The organism is Streptomyces sp. NPDC001532, assembly GCF_040298625.1.
In the GTDB taxonomy this organism is placed as follows: Bacteria; Actinomycetota; Actinomycetes; order Streptomycetales; family Streptomycetaceae; genus Streptomyces.
Genome location: NZ_JBEPAL010000007.1, coordinates 215,801 through 237,705, shown reverse-complemented (window position 1 = coordinate 237,705; position 21,905 = coordinate 215,801). Strand labels below are relative to the sequence as shown.

Annotated in this window: 14 protein-coding genes and 1 pseudogene; 2 read left to right on the top strand and 13 right to left on the bottom strand. The window is 73.9% G+C overall.

The window, feature by feature from the left end; translation table 11 throughout:
• Positions 1-69: 69 nt before the first annotated feature.
• From argF to ABT232_RS09930, 6 genes are all read right to left on the bottom strand, one after another.
• Complete coding sequence (gene argF / locus ABT232_RS09955) at positions 70-1,077, bottom strand: ornithine carbamoyltransferase (RefSeq protein WP_351838399.1); 1,008 nt, start codon at positions 1,075-1,077, stop codon at positions 70-72.
• A gap of 82 nt (positions 1,078-1,159) precedes the next feature.
• Entirely contained in the window at positions 1,160-2,383 is a 1,224-nt protein-coding gene (locus ABT232_RS09950) for an arginine deiminase (protein ID WP_351838396.1), read from the bottom strand.
• 107 nt (positions 2,384-2,490) lie between these two features.
• Positions 2,491-4,200, bottom strand: a complete 1,710-nt coding sequence (locus tag ABT232_RS09945; protein ID WP_351838393.1) for an HEXXH motif domain-containing protein — start codon at positions 4,198-4,200, stop codon at positions 2,491-2,493.
• Positions 4,201-4,311: 111 nt separating this feature from the next.
• Positions 4,312-4,542 carry a hypothetical protein gene (locus tag ABT232_RS09940; protein ID WP_351838390.1) on the bottom strand — a complete coding sequence of 77 codons (231 nt, stop codon included), beginning with the start codon at positions 4,540-4,542 and terminating at the stop codon, positions 4,312-4,314.
• Positions 4,543-4,644: 102 nt separating this feature from the next.
• Complete coding sequence (locus ABT232_RS09935) at positions 4,645-5,772, bottom strand: effector-associated domain 2-containing protein (protein ID WP_351838388.1); 1,128 nt, start codon at positions 5,770-5,772, stop codon at positions 4,645-4,647.
• Entirely contained in the window at positions 5,769-6,947 is a 1,179-nt protein-coding gene (locus tag ABT232_RS09930) for an alpha/beta fold hydrolase (protein ID WP_351838385.1), read from the bottom strand. Before ABT232_RS09930 ends, ABT232_RS09935 begins: the two co-directional genes overlap by 4 nt.
• A 118-nt stretch (positions 6,948-7,065) precedes the next feature.
• On the opposite strand from ABT232_RS09930, the gene ABT232_RS09925 reads away from it, so the two are divergent.
• Positions 7,066-8,418, top strand: a complete 1,353-nt coding sequence (locus ABT232_RS09925) for a cation:proton antiporter (RefSeq protein WP_351838383.1) — start codon at positions 7,066-7,068, stop codon at positions 8,416-8,418.
• Positions 8,419-8,506: 88 nt separating this feature from the next.
• On the opposite strand, the gene fxsT is transcribed toward ABT232_RS09925, so the two are convergent.
• The 6 genes and pseudogenes from fxsT to ABT232_RS09895 all read right to left on the bottom strand — a co-directional run.
• Complete coding sequence (fxsT, locus tag ABT232_RS09920) at positions 8,507-13,102, bottom strand: FxSxx-COOH system tetratricopeptide repeat protein (RefSeq protein ID WP_351838380.1); 4,596 nt, start codon at positions 13,100-13,102, stop codon at positions 8,507-8,509.
• Positions 13,103-14,155, bottom strand: a complete 1,053-nt coding sequence (locus ABT232_RS09915) for an AAA family ATPase (protein WP_351838377.1) — start codon at positions 14,153-14,155, stop codon at positions 13,103-13,105. It lies immediately after the preceding gene.
• Positions 14,156-14,166: 11 nt separating this feature from the next.
• On the bottom strand, positions 14,167-15,702 hold the full coding sequence (locus ABT232_RS09910; protein ID WP_351838374.1) for a VMAP-C domain-containing protein: 1,536 nt from the start codon (positions 15,700-15,702) through the stop codon (positions 14,167-14,169).
• 168 nt (positions 15,703-15,870) lie between these two features.
• Positions 15,871-18,441, bottom strand: coding sequence for a polynucleotide kinase-phosphatase (locus tag ABT232_RS09905; RefSeq protein WP_351838371.1), 2,571 nt, complete (start codon positions 18,439-18,441; stop codon positions 15,871-15,873).
• Positions 18,438-19,907, bottom strand: coding sequence for a 3' terminal RNA ribose 2'-O-methyltransferase Hen1 (locus tag ABT232_RS09900; RefSeq protein WP_351838369.1), 1,470 nt, complete (start codon positions 19,905-19,907; stop codon positions 18,438-18,440). Before ABT232_RS09900 ends, ABT232_RS09905 begins: the two co-directional genes overlap by 4 nt.
• Positions 19,908-20,101: 194 nt before the next feature.
• A pseudogene (locus tag ABT232_RS09895) lies at positions 20,102-20,809 on the bottom strand (LLM class flavin-dependent oxidoreductase); the annotation flags it as partial.
• Positions 20,810-21,110: 301 nt separating this feature from the next.
• On the opposite strand from ABT232_RS09895, the gene ABT232_RS09890 reads away from it, so the two are divergent.
• Complete coding sequence (locus ABT232_RS09890; RefSeq protein WP_351838366.1) at positions 21,111-21,302, top strand: hypothetical protein; 192 nt, start codon at positions 21,111-21,113, stop codon at positions 21,300-21,302.
• A 34-nt stretch (positions 21,303-21,336) separates the two neighbouring features.
• Here the strand turns inward: ABT232_RS09890 and ABT232_RS09885 are convergent, their stop codons facing one another.
• Positions 21,337-21,807, bottom strand: coding sequence for a DUF6099 family protein (locus ABT232_RS09885; protein WP_351838363.1), 471 nt, complete (start codon positions 21,805-21,807; stop codon positions 21,337-21,339).
• Positions 21,808-21,905 lie beyond the last annotated feature (98 nt).

Genomic DNA, 21,905 nt, shown 5'->3' with positions numbered 1-21,905 from the left:
CGCGGCGGCCGCGGAAGGGGTGGCTCCGGGCCGCCGGACAGCTTAAGGCCTGGTCAGGCGAGAGACAGCTCAGGCGAGCGTGGCGACGAGCACAGCCTTGATGGTGTGCAGGCGGTTCTCGGCCTCGTCGAAGACGACGGAGTGCTCCGACTCGAACACCTCGTCGGTGACCTCCAGGGAGTCCAGGCCGTGCGTCTCGTGGATCTCCCGGCCGACCTTGGTGCCCAGGTCGTGGAAGGCGGGCAGGCAGTGCAGGAACTTCACGTCCGGGTTGCCGGTGGCGCGCAGCACGTCCATGGTCACCGCGTACGGGCCGAGCGCGGCGATCCGCTCGTCCCAGACCGTCTTGGGCTCGCCCATGGAGACCCAGACATCGGTGGCGACGAAGTCGGCGCCGCGCACACCCTCCTCGACCGACTCGGTGAGGGTGATCCGGGCGCCGCTGCGCTCGGCGAGCTCCTGGGCCCGGTCGACGATCTCCTGGGCGGGCCAGTAGGACTTCGGGGCGACGATCCGCACGTCCATGCCGAGCAGGGCGCCGGTGACCAGGTAGGAGTTGCCCATGTTGAAGCGGGCGTCGCCGAGGTAGGCGAAGGCGGTCTCCTTGAGCGGCTTGCTGGTGTGCTCGGTCATGGTGAGCACGTCGGCGAGCATCTGGGTGGGGTGCCAGTCGTCGGTGAGGCCGTTGTAGACGGGCACGCCCGCGTACGCCGCCAGCTCCTCGACGCCGGCCTGGCTGTCGCCCCGGTACTCGATGGCGTCGAACATCCGGCCGAGGACGCGGGCGGTGTCCCGCACGGACTCCTTGTGGCCGATCTGCGAGCCGGAGGGGTCCAGGTAGGTGGTCGAGGCACCCTGGTCCGCGGCGGCGACCTCGAAGGCGCAGCGGGTGCGGGTGGAGGTCTTCTCGAAGATCAGCGCGATGTTCCGGCCCCGCAGGTACCGCGTCTCGGTCCCGGCCTTCTTGGCCGCCTTCAGCTCGGCGGCCAGCTCGACCAGCCCCAGGAACTCCTGCTCGGTGAAGTCGAGCTCCTTGAGGAAGTGGCGGCCGGCGAGGGCGGTCGGGACTGTCGCCATGGGGGGCGCTCCAGGGGTACGACTACAGGGACTTTTGGAATTCTATACGATCCTCAACATTTATATGCACCCTGCGGAATGGCTATACGGCATCCCGTTCGACCGGACAGCTCATACAGCGCGGCCCGCCCCGGCCCCGGCCCAGCTCGCTGCCGGGGATCTCGATCACCTCGATGCCCTGCTTGCGCAGATGGGTGTTGGTGGTGGAGTTCCGCTCGTAGGCGACGACCACGCCCGGCTCGACCGCGAGCACGTTGCAGCCGTCGTCCCACTGCTCGCGCTCGGCGGCGTGCACGTCCTGGGTGGGGGTGAGCACCCGGATCTCGCTCAGCCCCAGGGCGGCGGCGATCGCCCGGTGCATGTGCTCCGGCGGATGGTCGGTGACCTTCAGCTCCTTCTCCCCCACCCCGGGCTCGATCGTGTACGAGCGGAGCATGCCGAGACCGGCGTACTGCGTGAACGTGTCGCCGTCGACCATCGTCATCACCGTGTCGAGATGCATCAGCGCCCGCCTCTTCGGCAGGTCGAGCGCCACGATGGTGCGTGCCGAGCCGGCCGCGAACAGCTTGTGCGCGAGCATCTCCACCGCCTGCGGAGTGGTGCGCTCGCTCATCCCGATGAGGACCGCGCCCTCGCCGATGACGAGGACGTCACCGCCCTCGATGGTGGACGGGTAGTCGGCCTGGCCCTCCGACCAGAGATGGAAGGACTCACCGCCGAACAACGGGTGATGCCGGTAGATCGCCTCGAAGTGGACCGTCTCGCGCTGCCGGGCCGGCCAGCGCATCGCGTTGATGGACACACCGTCGTAGATCCAGGCCGAGGTGTCCCGGGTGAACAGGTGGTTCGGCAGCGGGCGCAGCAGGAAGTCGTCCAGGTCCATCGCGTGGAACCGCACCGACACCGGCTCCTCGTGGGCCTCCAGGAACTCCCGCTTCGTCATACCGCCGACCAGGGCCTCGGCCAGCTCGCCGGCCGGCAGGGTCTCGAAGACGGCACGGAGGTGGTCGGTGGCGAGCGGACCGTACTCCTTCTCGTCGAAGACCCGGTCCAGGACGAGCGCTCGGGCCGCCGGGATCTCCAGGGCCTCGGTGAGCAGATCGCCGAACAGGTGGACGGCGACGCCGCGGTCGCGCAGCACGTCGGCGAACCCGTCGTGCTCGGCACGCGCCCGGCGCACCCACAGCACGTCGTCGAAGAGCAGGGCGTCCTTGTTGCTGGGGGTGAGCCTTTTGAGCTCCAGATCCGGCCGGTGCAGGATGACGCGGCGCAGCCGCCCGGCCTCGGAGTCGACATGGAATCCCATGCCTTTCATCCTGACCATTCGGGCGCGTGTTCACCCCTGATCCGTCACGCGGGCGACGCGGGCATCCGTCAGCCGCGAGCGCGAGGGCCTGACCCCCGGCACCGGCCTCAGCCGCTGGGCTGCGGCTGAAGCAGCTCGGGCCGGGCCAGCAGCCGCCGCGCGGCGGGGCCGGGCTCGTGGGCGGCCCGGGCGACGATCCAGCCGGCGAGCGCGTGCGGGTCGGCCGGGTCGCGGCTCAGCACCTCGGCGTACCCGTCGAGGGCGGCGGCCGGATCGGCGGCGGCGAGGTGCTCGTCGGGGGTGCGGGGGGTGGTGGGGCGGGTGGCGAAGGCGTGGGTGCGCAGGTCGGGCCAGCCGCGGCGGTCCGGGCGGAAGCGGACCGCGCCGAGCCCCTCCTGCGGCTCCGGCAGGACGTTGCGCAGCCGCCACTCGGTGCGGTGCAGCGCCGCCGCGGTGCGGGCGCGGGCCAGTACCGCCGGTTCGACGGGCTCGCGCAGCCACGCGTCGAGGGTGCGGGCCAGGCCGGTCACCAGGCGCCGCCCGGCGGGGGTGAGGCGGCCGCTGGCCAGCAGGGTGCGCACCACCAGCCGGGCCTGGACGCGGCGCAGCGCGAAGTGGTAGGCGGCGGCGTCGGCGTGGGCGGGTTCGGCCGTTCGGTCGCGCCAGAAGCCGGTGACGCCGGTGAAGGCGTAGGCGCCGTGCAGCAGTCCGGACAGGTGGCGCGGGTCGGCGCGCCAAGGGGCGTAATAGCGCTCGACGCGGTCGTCGTCGAGGAGCGGGAAGAGGTGGAGCAGCGCGCCCAGCTTGCTGTGCTGGAACTCGTGGACCAGCGCCTCGGCGAGCGCCGTCCCGGTCGCGGGGCGGGCTATCACCATCCCGCCGTAGGAGTCGCCGCTGGACGCGGAGAGCGGAACGGTCTGCGGGGCCGGCGGCAGCAGGGCGGTCCTCCCCCACGGGACGACGGCCCGGACCAGGGACGGGTCGAGCCGTCCGGGCCCGCCGTCCGCCGCGCCGGCGAGCATCGCGGCCGCCTCCGCGAAGATCCGCTGCCATGCCTCGGCCTCGTCGGCGTCGAGCCGGGCGGGCGGCACCGGGTCGTCGAGGTCCCGGTAGGGGTCGAGGTCGTCGAGGGGGATGGGGACGGGGCCGGCGGCGCCGGCGAGGGTGAGGGTGCGCAGCGGGATCCATTGCGGGCCGGTGTCCCGGCCGCCCGCCGCCGGGGGCCCGCCGCCGATGGGTTCGGTCGCCGGCCGGCAGGTCACCGTCACCGGCCGCCCGTCCCGGCCCGGCCCGGTGACGGTCAGCCGGCCGCCTCGCGTCACGGCCCGCCCCACGGAACATCCCCACCGCCCGCCCGGCAGCCGGAGCACGCCGAGGCCCGGCAGATGCAGCCGCCCGTCGGTGAGCGGCACCCGCAGGCCGGTCTCCGTACCGGCGTGCACGGCCGCCGCCGCGGCGAGCGCGCACAGGTGCCCCGCCTCCGCCCACAGCGGCGGGCCGGTCGTCGCGCCGCCGTGCACCCTGCGCAGTATGTGGGCGATCCAGCGGCCGGTCGCCGGGGCGAGCAGCAGCCGCTCCACGGCCTCCGGCGCCCGCTCGGCCGCCGCCTTCACCGCCTGCCAGGCCTCGGCGGCCGGGGTCAGCGGGGTGTCCGCTCCTTCGAGGCGGTCGAGCATGGTCCGCAGGAGCAGCAGCCGGCGGGCCCGCTCACCGCCCTCCAGGAAGGCGATCGCCTCGGCCGAGCCGCCGCCGGTGGCCAGCTCCGCGAACAGCGGCTCCGGCATGCGGAACGGGGCAGGACGCTGTGCGCGGCTCATGCCGGGACCTCCGTCGTGTGTGCGGGCAGGGGTGACCGCGGCGGTGACCGGCGACCGGCGCGACCGGGTGTGCGCGACGCCGCCAGGGGTGTCCCCGTAGGGGGTGCCCTCCTAGTCCGCCCGGCCGCCCCCCGTCTCTCCGCCGCCCCGGATGCTGCTGCGCGAACGCAGGACATCCTCGAGGAGGCGGGCGGTGGGGTCGAGCGGGGCGAGACCGTCCACGGCGGTCAGCGGCAGCGCCGCGAGATCCGCCAGATCCGACTCCCAGCCGAGGGCACCCGTCGTGCGGGACGGCTCACTGGCGGCGGCTTCGGCAGTGTGCAGTGCGGGCGGCTGGTCCAAGATGCGTCCCCCTATCTCGCACGGTGGCACGCGATGCCCCGTGTCCAGTTCCATCATGGCCACTCATGCCCGCATCGGAAACCGTACGATCACGCCACCTGATCACCGGCGACCGTCGCGGCCTGTGCCTCCGGCGGCCAACTCCCGCAGCGCCGCGGCCAGTTCCGACTGCCGCTCGGGATCGTCGTCGAGGGACAGCACGGCGTCGTACAGCTCCCACAGCCCGTCCGGGTGGCGCCGCCGGAGGGCGGTGAGGATGCCGGTGGCGTCGGTGCGCGCCTTGGTGTGACGGGGCAGTGTCGCGGTGACACGTGGGTTCAACGCGGCGACCAGCGTCTGCCGTTCGGTCGGGTCCTGCATCAGCGGGTACGCGAGCAGCGCCTCGACGGCCCGCAGGAGCGGGGAGAGGGTCCGGCCGCCCTCCGCGCGTTCCGCGCTTTCCACGCGCGGCAGGATCTCGTCCCGTTCCGGGCTGCGCAGCCGGATCTCGGGGTACTGCAGAGTACGGCCCGCCTCTCTGAGGGCCGCGATGCGTGCCCGCACGGCCGGAAACAGTTCCTCCGGATCGGGCGGCCCCGGCAGCACCGCGGCGCGTTCCGCCAGCAGTCCGAGCATGACGTCGGAGAACAGCCCGGTGGCCCGCCCGGGATCGTTGGCGGCGACCCGGCCGCGGCCCGCGGCCCGCAGCACGACCTGCCGGTGGGCCAGCGAGCGCCGCCCCACCGGCAGCGCCTGCGCGGGCAGCGGATCGCGGAAGTTCAGCGCCTCCTCGAAGCTCTCGCAGGCGTCCACGACCCACAGTTGGTCGGCGAACCCGGGGACGGCGTCACCGGCGTACCGGGTGAGCGCGGACTCCAGGTCGATGCCGACCTTGTCGCCGGTGGTGGCGTCCGCGCAGAACAGCCGCAGCCCGCCGGACCGGTCCAGGACGCCGTGCCCGCCCCACCACACCCAGAGCACGTCACCGGGCGCGGTGGGCAGCTCACGGACCAGGACACGGCGCAGGGTGGCGTGGTCGGCGGACTGGTACGGCACGTCGGGGACGTACGGCGGCAGCGGCGCGAGGTGCAGCCGGAGCCGGTCCGGCGGCACTCCGGCGGCCCGCAGCAGCCGGTGGAAGGCGACGGCGTCCCGGGCGGGCCCGGGCAGGTCCCAGCCGTCCCCGGCGTCGTACCGCTCGATGCCGACGATCAGCGCGTGCACCCGGCCCGGGGCGACGCGGCCGGTCACGGCAGCCGCTCCACGATGTGCCGGTACACGTCCGGGTTGGTCCAGTACGCGCTGTGCGAGGCCGGGAACGGCTGGCGGCTGTCCACGGCGACGTCGGTGACGCGGCCGGGGAACAGGGCGCCGCCCACGTGGGCCAGCAGATCGCGGGGATCGTAGAGATTCAGCCAGCCGGGGACGTGCGGCGGCAGCGGCGCGGGGTGTTCGAGGGACGGCAGCGCACCGGACTCGTACAGGAACGGCCCCTGCGACCCGGCCGTCACCAGCAGCCGTACGGCGGGCAGCGGCTCGGCGACCAGGGTGTCCAGGGCGATGATGCCGCCGAGGCTGTGGCCGACCAGGACGACGGGCGGCTCCAGCCCGGCGACCAGGTGGCGCAGTTCGGCGCGGACGGCGGCCCCGCGGCTCAGGTAGCGCAGGATGTCCCCGGCGGCCGGGTGGGCGGCCTCCGTCAGGGCACGTCTGCGCCGCACCGCGACCCGGGAGGCGGCCGAACCCGCCGTCCGCATCAGCAGGGAGCGCACGCCCCGTTCGGTGCCCCGGGGTGGTGCGCCCAGCTCCCTCGCGAGCCGTTCGGCCACCGCGTCCCGTACGTCGCCGACCGGCACCAGCGGGCTGTCCGCGTCGAGGGCGTCGGCGAGGAGGCGGGCGGTCAGCGCGCGGCCCGCGAGGACGGCCAGTTCTTCCGGGTCGAGGGCTTCGGCGGCGGGCCCGAGCAGCGGGTGGGCGGCCAGCTCCAGGGCGGCCCGCGCGAGTCCCGGTCCCAACTCGGCTGCGGGCGCGTCCCCTTGGGCGGCCAGGGCGGCGAGCCGGGTCTGGACGGACCCCTCCGGCGGCAGCCGGCCGGGCGGCCGTTCGGCGGCCGGCGGCGCTCCGGCGGCGGCGAGGGCGAGTTCGGCCCAGGGGTCGGCGTACCGGGCGGCCCAGGCGGCGGTGTCGTCGGTGTCGCCGGAGGCGGGGAGATCGGCGAGGGCCGGGCCGCGGCCGGCGGCACCCGGGGACGGCGGCAGACTGGCACCCCCGGCGGCGAGCGTGGCGCCGTGCCTTCCTCCCCAGTAGTACGGCACGATGCGTAATCCGTCGCGCAGCGCGGTCAGTCCGGCCGCGACGCGCCCCGCGAGCGCGGAGAAACCCGGTTCGCGTACGCCCGTGCCATGGATGAGAACCACCGCTGTCATATGCCCCCCGCGAGCCCGGTCCAGGACTGTGTACAACTTCCGACGGAACGTCAGATGACCAGTATTCTAAGGAGGTTGGGGCCTTCGGCCCCAGACGTCCGGAGAGCGGGGAGACACCGTGAGCCCTGACGCGATGATCTCGCATTCCGTGGGTGCCTCGGCCCTCGTCCTGGTGGCCGCGCACGCCGGAGGATGGCTGGCGCGGCGGATGAGACAGCCGTACATCGTCGGCCAGCTGGCGGCGGGAATCGCCCTCGGCCCCACCCTGCTCGGTGCGCTGGCGCCGGAGGCGTACGCCGCCCTCTTCCCTGAGGCCATCGAGCCGGCGCTGACAGGTTTCGCGCAGTTCTCGCTCGTGGTGTTTCTGTTCGCGGTCGGTTACGAGCTGGATCTGAAGGTGCTCGGCGACCGGGCGCGGACCGCGGTCACCACCGCGCTGGCCGCTTTCCTGGTGCCCATGGCGGTGGGCAGCGGCTGTGCGCTGCTCTTCCAGGACTGGCTGCGCGGGCTCGGCATGCCCCGGGAGCTGACGCCGTCGATGGCGCTGTTCGCCGGCATAGCGCTGTCGATCACGGCGGTGCCGGTGCTGACCGCCATCGTGCGGGAGAACGGTCTCGCGCCGACCGTGCCCGGAGTGGTGGCGGTGTCCGCCGCCGGGGTGCTCGACGTGATCGGCTGGACGGTCCTCGCCGGGACCATGCTGGACAGCGGGCAGGGGCAGCCGCTCGGCTGGGCATGGCGGGCGCTGCTCGCCGTCGGCTTCACCGCGCTGATGCTGCTGGCGGCCCGGCCGTTGCTGCGGCGGCTGCTGTGGCGCACCCGGCTGGAGCCCTCGCTGCGGCTGGCGCTGCTCATCGGGTTCGCGCTGGGATCGGCATGGGTGACGCACTCCCTGGGGCTGCATGTGATCTTCGGGGCGCTGCTGGCCGGGGTGGTGGTGCCGCGCGAGGAGGACGGCACCCTCGATCCGGATCTCGTCCGGCCGCTGCACGACGTCGGCTCGCTGCTGCTGCCGTTCTTCTTCGTGCTCTCGGGGCAGTCGGTGGCGCTGAGGGGCGTCGACGGCGCGGGCTGGATCACGCTGCTGGTGGTGACCGTGCTGGCGGTGGTCACCAAGGTGGGCAGCGGCACGCTCGCGGCACGGCTGAGCGGCCTCGGCCGCGACGACGCGCGTACCGTGGGCGTCCTGCTGAGCGCGCGAGGCCTGACCGAGCTGATCGCGCTGAACGCCGGGTACCAGGCGGGCCTGCTGAGCGGCCCGCTCTACACCGTCCTGGTCTTCATGGCCCTCGCGACCACACTGCTCACCCAGCCCTTGCTGCATCTGGTCCGCCGCCTCGCCGCCCGCGACGCCCGAAAGGCCCCGCGCCCCGAGCCGGCCCCGGACACTGCCCCGGACGCCGCACCGGCCGTGACCGCGGCGCCGACCCCGGTGGAGTCCCAGACGGCACCGGCCCCGGAGGCGAGCTGACGCCCCGGAGCGGACCGGGACCGCGGCACCCCACCGCGGTCCGCCGCACGGCGACGGCCATATCCGTCCCCGCGGATCACCGCGGCGGCTACAGCGGCATCGGCGCCATGTCGCACTCGATGCGCCGCCGGGCGTCCGCCGCCTTCAGCCACGGGTGGTCGCCCCGCACCACCCGGGTGAAGCCGGCCACGGCCTTGCGCTGGAGCTCGTCGGCCTCCGCGCCCCGGCCGAGGCCGCGCAGGTCCAGGGCGAGGTTCGCGGCACAGGCCAAGGTCAGCGGGTGTTCCTCACCGGCCACCTCGGCGAGCCTCGGCAGGTTGGCCTCGTCCAGCGCGCGGGCACGGTCGAAGTCCAGGAGCGCGTACGCCGTGTTGGCCCGGCCGATCGCCACCGTCAGGGTGGTGACGTGGCCGGCTCCCAGCGACTCGGCGAGCCGGCCCGCCGCGTCCTCCTCCAGCTCCTGGGCCGCCTCCAGCGCGCCCAGTCCCCGCAGGGTGGCGGCCAGGTTGGCCTTGGTGAGCAGGGTGTACGCGTGGTCCGGGCCGAGCCGTGCCGCGTATCGCCGCACGGTGTCCTCGCCGAGCTGCCGGGAGCTCTCCAGATCTCCGGCGAGCCGCTGGTCGACGGCGTAGTTGATGGCCGTGGAGAGCGAGTCGGCGTGATCGGGGCCGTACCGGGCGTTGAACCGCCGCAGGGTCTCCTCCGACAGCTTGGCGGCCTCGGCGAGCGCCCCGTCGCGGCGCCGGCACACCGCCAGGTTGCGGGCGATGCGCAGGGTGAGCGGGTGCTCTTCGCCGAAGGCGGTGCGCGCGCTGCGGTAGACGCCCTCCTGGAAGTCCCGGGCCTCGGGGTAGTTGCCGCTCTCCCGCATGTCGATGGAGAGCGCGTTGAGGGTGTTGAGGGTGAAGAAGCTGGCGGAGCCGAGCAGCAGTTCGCGCTGCCGGGCGTTCTCCTGGTCCAGCGGCAGCGCGTCCCGGAACTGTCCGCACAGCCTGAGGTCGACGCCCCAGCTGTGGGTGGCCCGCAGGGTGGTGGGGTCGTCGGGGCCGAACAGCGACCGGGCCAGCTCGGTGGCCTCCTTGCCGAGGCCCCGGGCCTCCTCGAACCGGCCCTGGTAGCGGCGGGCGTCGGCCATCTCGCACAGCGAGTCGATCAGGACCTCGGGGTCGACGCCGGTCCGCCGGGAGACCTCCAGGGCCTGCTCGGTGATCGGGATGGACTCGCGGATCTGGCCGATCTGCCGCAGCAGGAAGGCGTAGCTCTTCCCCATCCGCAGCACGTCCGCGTCCTCCTCGCCGGAGGCGCCCAGCCAGGCGGTCCAGGCCTGCCGGCCGAGTTCGGCGGCGCCCTCGTGGTCGCCCCAGTAGTAGAGGAACAGCGTGGTGTCGTAGACCAGGTCGCGGACGAAGGTGTCGGTGCTGGTCACCGCCTGGGAGGCGAGGACGTGGGGCAGCAGCGCCTGGTAGGCCCGCCACTCCATGGAGGAGCCGTAGTTGCCGGGTTTGGCGGCCGAGAGCAGCTGGTGGGCGGCGTCCCGCATGCGCTCGCGCTCCTCGGGGGCGAGCTTGGCGAGCAGCACGGTCTGGAGCAGCCGGTGCATCTGGAGGGTGTCGGACCGGGGGTCCACCTTGACCAGGGAGAACTGGCTGAGGTCGCGGATGGCGCGGTTCAGCTTGATCGACTCGCGCAGCAGCGGGTCGACCTCGGGGGTGATGTTGACGCCGCGGCTGCCGCGCAGCATGGACCGCGGGATCGGCTCGGGCGCCATGCTGGCGCAGATGTCGAGGAGCTGGCGGGCGCCGGGGTTCTTCTCCTCGATCCGTTCCAGCGAGATGTCCCAGGCGGCGGCCACGTTGACGGGGTAGTCGGGGTGGCCGGTGTCGAGTTCGAGGATGTCCGGGCTGCGCTGTTCCAGCAGGCCCAGGTACTCGTCGACGAGCATGCCGGTGACGGCGAGCCAGGCGCCCGCCTGCTCCACGGCGAGCGGCAGGTCGCCGAGGGCCCGGGCGAGCCGGTCGGCGTCCTGGGCGGTGAGGTCGGGCGAGCGCTTCTGGAGCAGTTCGATGGACTCCTCGCGCTCGAAGACGTTGACCGGCAGCGGGGTGGCCACCCGCTCCCAGCCGCGGTTGCGGGAGGTGACGATGACCTTGCCGGGACCGTTCGCCGGGAAGTACCGGCGGACCACGTCGATGTCCTCGGCGTTGTCGAACACCAGCAGCCAGTTGTCGTACGGCGCTCCGGCGCGCAGCGCTTCCAGGACGGCGGGCACGGCGGTGTTGGCGGTGGGTGCGCCGACGCTGTCCTGGCTGGTCGGGGCGACGCCGAGCTGGGCGGCGAGCGTGGCCAGCGCGGCGAGGATCATGGGTTCGCGTTCGGCGGGGATCCAGCAGATCACGTTGTACTCGTGCTGGTGGGTGTAGATGTACTCCAGCGCCAGCTGCGACTTGCCCACCCCGCCGAGGCCGTGCAGCGCGTGCGGCAGCACCGCCGCGGTGTCCTGGGCGCTCAGTTGCTCCTCCACGGCCCGCAGCAGCGCCTGGCGGCCGACGAACGAGTTGTTCCGCAGGGGAACGTTCACCAGAAGGGCCGGCGGTGCGGTCGTGGTGGGGCGCTGCATGGGCGGCTCAGCCTCCGGGGCTTCTTGTCGGGTCGCTTCGGTTACCGGGCTCGGCACGGGGTCTCCAGGGGGGTCAGGGGGATCGGGGACGTTCGCCCCTGGATCACTGCCTGTTCCGCCGCCGGATGATCCCCCGTCGCCGTCGTGGTTCACCTCACCGGGTGTATTTCCGGACAAACCGGAGTATGCGCCGTCCTGCACCCATTCGGGGGGCTCGGTGGCGGTCCGCGAGAGGTTGGGCTCTATCCGTTTCGCGCGTTCGGAGTACGGCCCCGACAACGCGCGCATCACGGCCAGTTCGCTGCGCACCCAGGCGCGCTCGGCCGGGTCGGGCAGGCGCGCGCCCAGTGGGTCGCTCAGGGCGGCGCGCAGCGCGACCCCGCGTTCGCCGGCCGCCGGCAGTTCGCCGACCAGGCTGACCGTGCGGGCGAGTTGGCTGCGGGTGGTGGTGGCGAGCAGGGCCTCGCGGACGCCTTCGGCGAACTCCGGGCGTCCCTCGCCGCCGCTGTCCCAGTCGATCAGCCCGCCCATCAGGATCTCGGCCAGGTGGTCCGGCCCGGTCTCCGGCATGGCGCGCCTGCGCAGCTGCTCCATGAGGTCGAACTCGAAGGGTACGGCCGCCAGTTGGGTGGCGAGGCGGCGCGCGGCGGGGGTGGCGAGGGTGAAGAACCGGCGCACGGCGGCCGCGGCGGCGCGCGGGAGGCGCGGGGCGCGCAGTCCGGGTGCGGGCGCGCCCTTGGTGAGGGTGCCGGCCAGGACGACGGGCAGGGCGCGGCGCACTCCGCGCTCGCCGGTGACGAGATCGGCCCAGGCGGCCAGGGAGCCGGGCTTCAGGGACAGCACCGGTACCGGCACCGAGCCGTCGCCGGCGTCGGGCAGGGGGCGCAGCGGGTCGGGGCCGCCGGGCGGCGCCCAGTGTTCGAGGCTGTCGTTGGCGGCGCCGAGTCCGCCGGCCTCCAGGACGGCCTGATAGGGGTAGAGCGAGGTGCGGTGGCGCAGGTGGGGCGGCAGCAGGTGCACCAGGGCGGTGGGCCCGGCGTGGGCGAGGCGGCCGAGGAGGGTGTCGGCGGCGGGGGCCGCCCAGCCGTGCGCGAGTCCGTCGGTGACGACGAGGAAGACCCGGCCGCCGCGGCCGTCGAGGAGTTCGGCGGGGTCGGCGGCGGTCCGGCCGCTGCCCCAGCGCAGGGTGGCGCCGCCGGTGCGCGGCACGTTCACCCGGACCGTGCGCACACCGCGGAAGGCGCCGCTGTGTTCGGCGGCCTCGGTGAGGCGGGCGGTGGTGTCGTCCCAGATGCGCATGGTGGGGGCGTCGTCGACGAGCAGCACCAGGTCGAAGGCGGAGGTCCGGGCGGGCCGCAGGAAGGGCATCCACATGCCGTCGACGACCCCCTGCTCGGCGGTGGTCTCCTCGTCCAGTTCCAGGGTGTCGCGGGAGGGCACGCGCCGGGCGAGCCGGTGCAGGGCGCGGGCGAGCAGTGCGGTGGGCCGGCCGGGCGCCTGCGAGGCGGGCTGGGGCTCGGGCAGCAGCGGGCGGCCGAGGTGGAGGGTGAGCGGTCCGCCGGGTTCGGGGACGGGTAACCGGCGCGCGGCAGTGGACGGTACGGCCGGGCCGGTGGCCGGCGGCCGTTCCCGCGGCGGCAGCGGGCGGGGGCCGGCCGGGGTGCGGGCGTCCGCGTCGGGGCCGGTGCCGGGGGGCGGCGGCTCGGCGGGAGGGGCGGGGTCGGCGGCCGGGGGTGTCCTCGGGCGTGCGGCGTCCTCGGCGAGGGGTCCCTCGGGGCGGGGTCCGTCGTCGGCGCTCTCCCGGCCGGGCGCGGTCGGGCCACCGTGGCGGTCCCAGTAGGCGGCGAGCCAGACGGCGTCGGCGACCTCCTGCCAGCGGGGCGGCAGTTCGGCGTCGGGGTACGGCTCGGCGCGGGCGGAGGCCTCGGACTCCAGGGCGTGTGTCAGCGAGGCTCCGTCCTCGGCCCCGTACTCGTCGGACTCGGGGTACGCCGAAGGAGGCGACGAGCCCGAGGCGGGGCCACTGTCGCCGAGTCCGGATGCGCGCTCCCTGGGAAAGCCGTTCATTCAGCGGCCCTTCGCGAGGTCGCGGAGGAGCATTTCCACGAGCTTACGCCCGGGACCGCCGCTCTGGAAACCACCCGCAGTAGTCATCTGGACAGCGTTGAGTAGCTGGTCCAGGGAGTGGGTGCCGCCCGACTGGACCCGCTGGACGAACAGGTCGACGAGGCTTTCGGTGCCCTCCGGCCGGGTGCCGAGGTGCCCTTCCACCATGGCCAGAAGTTGCTCCCTGCTGGGCACCCGCATCTCCAGCGGGAGGCAGCGCCGGCGGAAGGCGGCGGGGAACTCACGCTCGCCGTTGCTGGTGATCACCACGACCGGGAACTCCCGGCACTCGACCCGCCCGTCGCGCACCTCGGCGTGGCCGCCGGGGTCGCGGGTGTGGACGCGGGCGACCGCCGCGGCGTCACGCACCAGTTCCGGGACGTCATAGCTTCCGTTCTCCAGTACGTGCAGCAGGTCGTTCGGCAGGTCGATGTCGCTCTTGTCGAGTTCGTCGACGAGAAGCACACGGGGACGATCGTAGGGCAGAAGGGCGGTGCCGAGCGGGCCGAGAGTGAGGAAGTCACCCAACACCGGGGGGAGTTGAGGGGTACTGTCCGCGGATTCCAGCTGGGCCGCCTCGCGCAGTCCGGCCTGCCAGGCGGCGATGGCCTGGGCGCGGCCCATCGCGTCGTGGGTGTAGAGGCCGTCGCGCAGGGTGGTGCGGCTGACCACGTTCCACTCCAGCACCCGGCCGAGTCCCAGCTCCCGCGCGATCACATAGGCGAGCGTGGACTTGCCGACGCCGGGCGGGCCGGTGATCAGCAGCGGTCGGCGCAGCAGCAGGGCGGCGTTGACGATGTCGATCTCGTCCTGGCCGAGCTGCGGGACGATCTCGCGGGGGCCGAGGCGGCGCTCGGCGGCCTCCGGGTCGTCCGGTGGCGCCGGCTGGACCGGGGCGCCGCGGAACCGCCGCCAGGGCGGTGGCTCCGGCAGGGACGGCGGCACCTCGGGCGCCCGGCCGGTGGCGTGGAAGACGCGCCAGCCGCCTGGTTCCGTGTGCTCCTGCACGCTCATCCCGGTGCCTCCTAGCTGGCCAGGTCGTCGTGGTCGGTGGGCTGGATGTCGACGGGACGGGTCGGGTCGTCCCAGAAGAAGGCCAGGTGCCGGCCCAGCAGATGGGGCTGGCTGTGGAGTTCGGCCTTCTGGCGCAGGCGGTGGATCGCCATCGGTATCTGCGCGGAGGTGGGGACGGACGCGAAGACGGCCGTGACGACTTCCCTGCGCTCCTCCACGAACACCCCCCTGCGGTCCCACACCGCGAGCCCTATCCCCTCCGCGATGGCCGCCTTCAGCGCCTCCAGGGCGAAGACGTCCTCCGGTGCGTCCAGGACCACCGCCGTATGTCTGGCTTCCCCGGCGAGGGACATCTGCCACGCGTCGAGGCGTTCCGCGTCCGGTTCGCTCCAGCCGTGCACGGTGACGCCGTGCTGCCGCAGGGCGTGCCAGCGCTCCCGCCACTGGTCGCGGACCAGGTCGTCGTCGCTGCGCATCCGCTCCAGACTGCGCAGGTGCACCCCGTACTTCAGGCCGAGCGGCAGTGGACGCCCGTCTCCGGAGCGCAGCCGTAGTCCGGCGACATCGTGGTTCAACAGGTCGTACGGCAGTACGAATTCGACGTACGGCGGTGGCTGCTGGGGTCCGCTCGGGCCTGGCCCGCGCTGCGGCGCCCAGAGCCGGGCGCCCTGTCGGAGCGCGGTCTCCACGGCCGGGCCGAGGCCGTCCAGGGTGGTGACGACCGGCTCCTCGGGATGCGGGTCCCACCGTCCGGCGGCGCTGTTCAGCCAGGCGCGGACGACGACCTCGCCGGAGCCGTCCCGGGCGGGCTCGACGGCGATGATCAGGCAGCGCGGGATGTCGGGGTCGTGGGCCACGGCGGCGGCGCGCCCGGTGCGGCGCCGGGCGACGGCGTCGGTGAGTCCGGCGCGGTGGGCCCAGCCGTCGACCCAGGCGGTGAGGGCGGTGTGGTGGGCGGGGGCGAGGCGGGCGGCGTGGTCGAGCAGGAGGACGGCGGGCGGGACTCCGTCGGGCTGTGCGGTGTACTCGACGACGTGGGTGAAGAGCTGGTCGGCGGCGAGGCCGACGGGCAGCGGGAGGCCGTTGAGCTCGGCGGCGAGGTCGTCGCGCAGCCGGGTGGCGGACAGTTCGCCGCGGGCCTCGGTGAGCAACGCGCGGGCGGTCGTCTCGTCGTGGCCGGAGAGCGGGCCGGGCAGGGTGGCGGCGGGCGGGGCGGCCGGGGCGATGAGGCGGTCGAGTTCGTCGGCCGCGGCGTCTCCTTCGAAGATCCGCACCACCGTGACGAGTACGCGTTCACCGCGGCTCACGTTCAGCGCGGTGCGCGCCAGTCTCACGACGTCCTCGCGGAGTTTGACGCCCCGGATGTCGACCGGCCGGCTCAGGTGCTCGCCGAGCACCGCCGCGAACTGCGTGCGCTCCTGCGGATCGGCCATGCAACCGAGGTCGCAGAGCGCCTCGGTCAGCCGTAACAGCAGCTCGAGGCCCCGGGCGCGCGCGGTGTCGTCCTCCGGTTCGCCCGCTGCCCCGAAGCCCTCGTCTGTCCCCACCGACTTTCCCCCTGAGTCGGTATGCCTGCCTGACGGACCAGCGAAGTTAGCACGGCTACCACCGGTTAACCAGGGACGTGTGGGACCCGCGGCCCGGGGTCCGGCCGAGATCGCCCCCTTACGGGAGCGACCTGGCCGGAAACCGCCGCAGCCGGGCCTGGGACCGGCTCAGAGCCGGGGGTCCACCGGCTCGGACTCCAGTGCGAGGACCCCGAACACCGCTTCGTGCACCCGCCACAGCGGCTCGCCCTCCGCCAGCCGGTCCAGGGCCTCCAGACCGAGGGCGTACTCACGGATCGCCAGCGACCGCTTGTGGTTGAGGAACCGCTGCCGCAGCCGGGCGAGGTTGTCCGGGCGGGTGTACTCGGGACCGTAGACGATCCGCAGGTACTCCCGGCCGCGGCACTTGATGCCGGGCTGCACCAGCCGTCCCTGCCCGTCGCGGACCAGCGCGCCGACCGGCTTGACGACCATGCCCTCGCCGCCGCGGCCGGTCATCTCCAGCCACCAGTCGACGCCCGCCCGCACCGACTCCGGGTCGCCGGTGTCGACGTGGAGCCGCCGGGTGGTCCGGAGCAGTCCGGTGCCGTCGTGCTCCACCATCCGGTCCAGCAGCGCCAGTTGCCCGTCGTGCGGCAGACCGGCGAGGCTGCGGCCCTGCGCGGCGAGGATCTGGAACGGTGCCAGGCGGACGCCGTCCAGTCCGTCGGTGGTCCAGCAGTAGCGGCGGTAGGCCGTGGTGAACGCCGCCGCGTCGGCGGCCCTGCCGCGCTGCCGCTCCAGCAGCCCCGCCACGTCCACACCGCGTGCCGCCGCGCCCTCCAGGGCGGCCAGCGCGCCCGGGAACACCGCCGCGGAGGCGGCGCCGACCGCGGCGTACTGGCTGCGCAGCAGCCCGGACGCCTTCAGCGACCACGGCATCAGCTCGGCGTCGAGCAGCAGCCAGCCGGTGTCGAGCTCCGTCCACAGCCCGGCGGCGCCGATCGCCTCCCGCAGCCGGCCGAGGACGGCCTCGGTCACCGCGTCGTCGTCGAAGAACGGCCGTCCGGTGCGGGTGTACAGCGACCCGGTGGGGCCGTCCACCCCGAACCGCTCGCGGGCGGTCTCCGCGTCCTTGCAGACCAGCGCCACGGCGCGGGAGCCCATGTGCTTCTCCTCGCACACGACCCGCTCGACCCCGTCCTGCGCGTACTGCGCGAAGGCCTCCGCCGGGTGCTCCAGGTAGCCCTCCACCCGGCTGGTGGCCGTCGGCGCCATGGTCGGCGGGAGGTACGGCAGCAGCCTCGGGTCGACCGCGAAGCGGCTCATGACCTCCAGGGCCGCCGCCGCGTTGTCCTCGCGCAGGGCGACCCGGCCCTGGTGCCGGGTCTCCACGACCCGGCGCCCGTACACGTCCGCCAGGTCCAGCGGCCGCCCGTCGTGTCCGCCGGGGGCCTCGCTGCGCAGCGGCTTCACCGGCTCGTACCAGACCCGCTCCGCCGGTACGTCGACCAGTTCCCGCTCCGGCCAGCGCAGCGCGGTGAGCTTGCCGCCGAAGACGGCGCCGGTGTCCAGGCAGATGGTGTTGTTGAGCCAGGTGGCCTCGGGCACCGGGGTGTGGCCGTAGACGACGGCCGCCCGGCCGCGGTAGTCCTCGGCCCACGGGTAGCGCACCGGCAGCCCGAACTCGTCGGTCTCACCGGTGGTCTCGCCGTACAGGGCGTGCGAGCGGACCCGGCCGGAGGTACGGCCGTGGTACTTCTCCGGCAGGCCGGCGTGGCAGACGACCAGCCGGCCGCCGTCCAGGACGTAGTGGCTGACCAGGCCGTCGATGAACTCCCGCACCTCCTGACGGAACTCCTCGCTCTCGCCCTCCATCTGCGCGACGGTCTCGGCGAGGCCGTGGGTGTGCTGGACCTTGCGGCCCTTGAGGTGGCGGCCGTACTTGTTCTCGTGGTTGCCGGGCACGCACAGCGCGTTGCCCGACTTCACCATGGCCATCACGCGGCGCAGCACGCCCGGGCTGTCCGGGCCGCGGTCGACGAGGTCGCCGACGAAGACGGCGGTACGCCCGTCCGGGTGCACGCCGTCGGTGTAGCCCAGCTTGCCGAGCAGCGCCTCCAGCTCGGTGGCGCAGCCGTGGATGTCGCCGATGATGTCGAAGGGGCCGGTGAGGTGGGTGAGGTCGTTGAACCGCTTCTCGGTGACGACGGTGGCGTGTTCGGCCTGCTCGACGCCGCGCAGCACATGCACCTTGCGGAAGCCCTCGCGCTCCAGGTGCCGCAGTGAGCGCCTGAGTTCGCGGATGTGCCGCTGGATGACCCGGCGCGGCATGTCGGCCCGGTCGGTGCGGGCCGCGTTGCGCTCGGCGCACACCTCCTCGGGCACGTCGAGCACGATGGCTATGGGCAGCACGTCGTGCTTCTTCGCCAGGTCGATCAGCCGGCGCCGGGCCTCCGGCTGCACGCTGGTGGCGTCGACGACCGTGCGCCGGCCGGCCGCGAGCCGCTTGCCGGCGATGTAGTGCAGGACGTCGAAGGCGTCCTTGGTCGCGCTCTGGTCGTTCTCGTCGTCGGAGACCAGCCCCCGGCAGAAGTCGGAGGAGATCACCTCGGTGGGCTTGAAGTGCCTGCGGGCGAAGGTGGACTTGCCGGAGCCGGAGGCGCCGATCAGCACGACCAGCGAGAGGTCGGTGACGGGCAGGACACGGCCCCGCTCCGCGGCGGAGCGGGTGTCGTCGGGAACACGGGTCTCGGTCATGCGGCCTTCGCCTCCTTCTCGTTCATGGTCCGTACGGTGAACACCGCCAGCTGGGTCGGCGGCCCGACCTCGGGGTCGTCGGGTCCGACGGGACGGAAGCCGACCGTGTAGCCGTGCCGGGCGGCCACCGCCTCGGCCCAGGCGCGGAACTCCGCGCGGGTCCACTCGAAGCGGTGGTCGCCGTGCCGGACGTGCCCGGCCGGCAGGGACTCCCAGCGGACGTTGTACTCGACGTTCGGGGTGGTCACCAGGACGGTGCGGGGCCGGGCGGCGCCGAACACCGCGTACTCCAGCGCGGGCAGCCTGGGCAGGTCCAGGTGCTCGATCACCTCGCTGAGGACGGCGGCGTCGTACCCCTTGAGGCGGCTGTCGGTGTAGGTGAGCGAACCCTGGAGCAGCGTGACCCGGGAGGCCTGCCGCTCCCCCATGCGGTCCAGCTTCAGCCGCCGGGAGGCGATGGTGAGCGCCCGCATCGACACGTCGACGCCGACGATCTCCGTGAACCGGGGGTCCTTGAGCAGCGCCTGCACCAGCTGGCCCTGGCCGCAGCCGAGGTCCAGGACACGGGCGGCGCCGGACTCGGTCAGCGCCGCGACGATCGCCTCCCGGCGCTGCACGGCGAGCGGGGTCGGCTTCTCCTCGGCCTCGGTCTCCGTCCGCACGGCGTTGTCGATCGCCTCGACCTCGCTGTCGTCGCTCTCGGCCAGCCGCACCAGCTCCAGCCGCTCCATCGCGGCACGGGTCAGCGACCAGCGGCGGGAGAGGTAGCGGCTGGTGATCAGCTTCTGCTCCGGGTGCTCGGACAGCCAGCCCTCGCCGGCCCGCAGCAGCTTGTCGACCTCGTCGGAGGAGACCCAGTAGTGCTTGGCGTCGTCGAGGACCGGCAGCAGCACGTACAGGTGGCGCAGCGCCTCGGCGACGGTGCGGGTCTCCGACTCCAGGACCAGCCGCACGTACCGGGAGTCGCCCCACTCGGGGAACTCGGTGTCCAGCGCGACCGGTTCGGCGGTGACCTCCCAGCCCAGCGGCTCGAAGAGGCCGCGCACCAGGCCGGGGCCGCCGCGGGCGGGCAGCGCGGGCACCTCCACGCGCAGCGGCCTGGCCCGGCCGGGGAGTTCGGGCCGGGCCCGGCACACCCCGCGCACGGCGCTGGAGAAGACGGTGCCGATCGCCACCGCGAGCAGCGAGGAGGCCGCGTACGGGCGGTCGTTGACGTACTGCGCGAGGCTCGCGTCGGGTGCGCCGCCGCGGCCCTTGCCCTTGCCGCGCCGGACCAGTGCCACCGCGTCGACCTCCAGCAGCAGCGCCGCCGTGCACCGCTGGTCGTCCGCCTCGGGGTAGACGACGTGGGCGGTGCCGTAGGAGGTGGAGAACGCCTGCGCCTTGTCGGGATGCTTGTGCAGCAGGTGGCCGAGTTCGGTCGCGGGGTGTTCCGGGGTGCCGGTGGTACTGATCGTCAGGAACATGCGGAGGGCCTCTCCGGCGGGACGGGTGACAGGGAGGCGTCGTGCGAAAGCCCCCAGGGTGGTGATCCTGGGGGCTTCGGCAGGACGACCGTCACACGATCGCACACAGGGCCGGACCTGCGCCTTCGTTTATCGCGCGGCCTTCTGCGACGTCTCCCGCGGGGCCTTGTGCGGACGGTCGCGAGGGCGGTGTCTCAGGTGAGCTGGGACTGGACCTGGGAGGAGATCAGTTCCAGGTGGTCGAGGTCGTCCAGGTCGAGGAGCTGGAGGTAGACGCGGGCGGAGCCGATCGCCGCGTAGCGGCCGATCTTGTCGACGACCTCGGCCGGGGAGCCGGCCAGGCCGTTCTGCTTGAGCTCGTCGACCTCGCGGCCGATCGCGGCGGCGCGGCGGGCGACCTCGCGGTCGTCCTTGCCGACGCAGACGACGAGGGCGTTGGAGCAGACGAGGTCGCCGGGCGCGCGGCCGGCCGCCTCGGCGGCGGCGCGCACCCGGCCGAACTGGCGCTCGCTGTCCTCGACCGAGGCGAACGGCATGTTGAACTCGTCGGCGTACTGCGCGGCGAGCCGCGGGGTGCGCACGGCGCCGTGGCCGCCGATCAGGACGGGCACCTTGGCCTGGGCGGGCTTGGGCAGCGCGGGCGAGTCGGTGAGGTCGTAGTGGGTGCCGTGGAAGTCGAAGGTCTTGCCGGGCTCCGTGGCCCACAGCCCGGTGACGATCGCCAGCTGCTCCTCCAGGCGGCCGAACTTCTCCTTCGGGAAGGGGATGCCGTAGGCCTTGTGCTCCTCCTCGAACCAGCCGGCGCCCAGGCCCAGCTCGATGCGGCCGCCGGACATCTGGTCGACCTGCGCGACCTGGATGGCGAGCACGCCGGGCAGCCGGAAGGTGGCCGCGGTCATCAGGCGACGAGGCGGCGGTGGTGATGGGGCGGTGGGGCGGTGGGGCGGTGGCGCCCGGGAGGCCACCGCACGCGGGAGTCCGGGCCCGTGCGCGGGGGCCGGGGTCCGTGCGCCCCTGGGGGTTCTCCCCTCGCGGGTGAAAAACGTCAACCGCGAGGCGGGGGCGCGCCCGGGCCAGTGACCGGGCCTGGGGGTGATCGTTGGCTCGGGCGGAGCCGGGCCGCCCGGCGCCCGCACCGGCGGTCCGCGCCGGCGCGCCCCCCGCATCGGCCTCCCCGGGAGGCCACGGGCCGAGGAGGCCGTCATGTCCGAAGAGACCGTGCCGCAGCAGGGCGGGTCCGCCCAGCCGAAGGGGCTGCTGCAGCAGATGGAGGAGCTGATGGCGGCCCTGAACGCTGACCTGTCCGCCCTGGACGCGGACCTCCAGGCAGCGGGGCGGGAGGATCCCGGCCCGCTGGAACGGGACTTCCAGGCGGCCGAGCCGCCCGGGGTGTGACCTTCCGGCGTGCCACGTCGGTGAGAGGTGGGCGTCAGCCTGCCTCTCGCGCGGGTACCGCCTGTTCCCTGTCCGCCAGCCGGCGCAGCAGTTCGCGGACGCGGTCGCGGGACTCGTCCGCCGCGTCGATGGCTTCCATGCACTGCCAGTACGTCGCCTCGTCGGGCGCCGCGCAGGCTATGCCGACGAGGGCGATGCCGACCTCACCGAGCAGTCCCGCGAGGTAGGTCAGCGCCTGGCGGGCGTCGCCCAGTTCGGTGAGCTGGGCCGCGCGCAGTTCGCCGGGGGCGAGGTCGGGGTCGTCCAGCACCCCGCAGCCGCGGCCCGCCAGTTCCGTCAACCCCAGTGCCTCGCCGCGCAGTTCCGGCGGGCCGAAGACGGCGAGGCGGCTGCCGATCGCCTGCGCCAGGGCCTGTGCCTGCCACACCTCCGTCATGATCTGCGGCACTTCGTCGCTCGCCGCAAGGGCACGCCTGCTCGTCACGATGAGCCGCACCGCGTCCATGCGCTGCCCCCGTCTGTCCTGACGCGCTGTGCGCGCGTCCGCCCGAACTCCATTGGTTCACTACCCAGAGTGAGGGCGTGAGAGACGAAAAGCCAGAG

Coding starts and splice junctions, on each gene's coding strand:
- argF (WP_351838399.1), bottom strand. CDS start 1,077: ATGGCGACAGTCCCGACCGCCCTCGCCGGCCGCCACTTCCTCAAGGAG.
- ABT232_RS09950 (WP_351838396.1), bottom strand. CDS start 2,383: ATGGGATTCCATGTCGACTCCGAGGCCGGGCGGCTGCGCCGCGTCATC.
- ABT232_RS09945 (WP_351838393.1), bottom strand. CDS start 4,200: ATGAGCCGCGCACAGCGTCCTGCCCCGTTCCGCATGCCGGAGCCGCTG.
- ABT232_RS09930 (WP_351838385.1), bottom strand. CDS start 6,947: ATGACAGCGGTGGTTCTCATCCATGGCACGGGCGTACGCGAACCGGGT.
- fxsT (WP_351838380.1), bottom strand. CDS start 13,102: ATGAACGGCTTTCCCAGGGAGCGCGCATCCGGACTCGGCGACAGTGGC.
- ABT232_RS09915 (WP_351838377.1), bottom strand. CDS start 14,155: ATGAGCGTGCAGGAGCACACGGAACCAGGCGGCTGGCGCGTCTTCCAC.
- ABT232_RS09905 (WP_351838371.1), bottom strand. CDS start 18,441: ATGACCGAGACCCGTGTTCCCGACGACACCCGCTCCGCCGCGGAGCGG.
- ABT232_RS09900 (WP_351838369.1), bottom strand. CDS start 19,907: ATGTTCCTGACGATCAGTACCACCGGCACCCCGGAACACCCCGCGACC.
- ABT232_RS09890 (WP_351838366.1), top strand. CDS start 21,111: ATGTCCGAAGAGACCGTGCCGCAGCAGGGCGGGTCCGCCCAGCCGAAG.
- ABT232_RS09885 (WP_351838363.1), bottom strand. CDS start 21,807: ATGGACGCGGTGCGGCTCATCGTGACGAGCAGGCGTGCCCTTGCGGCG.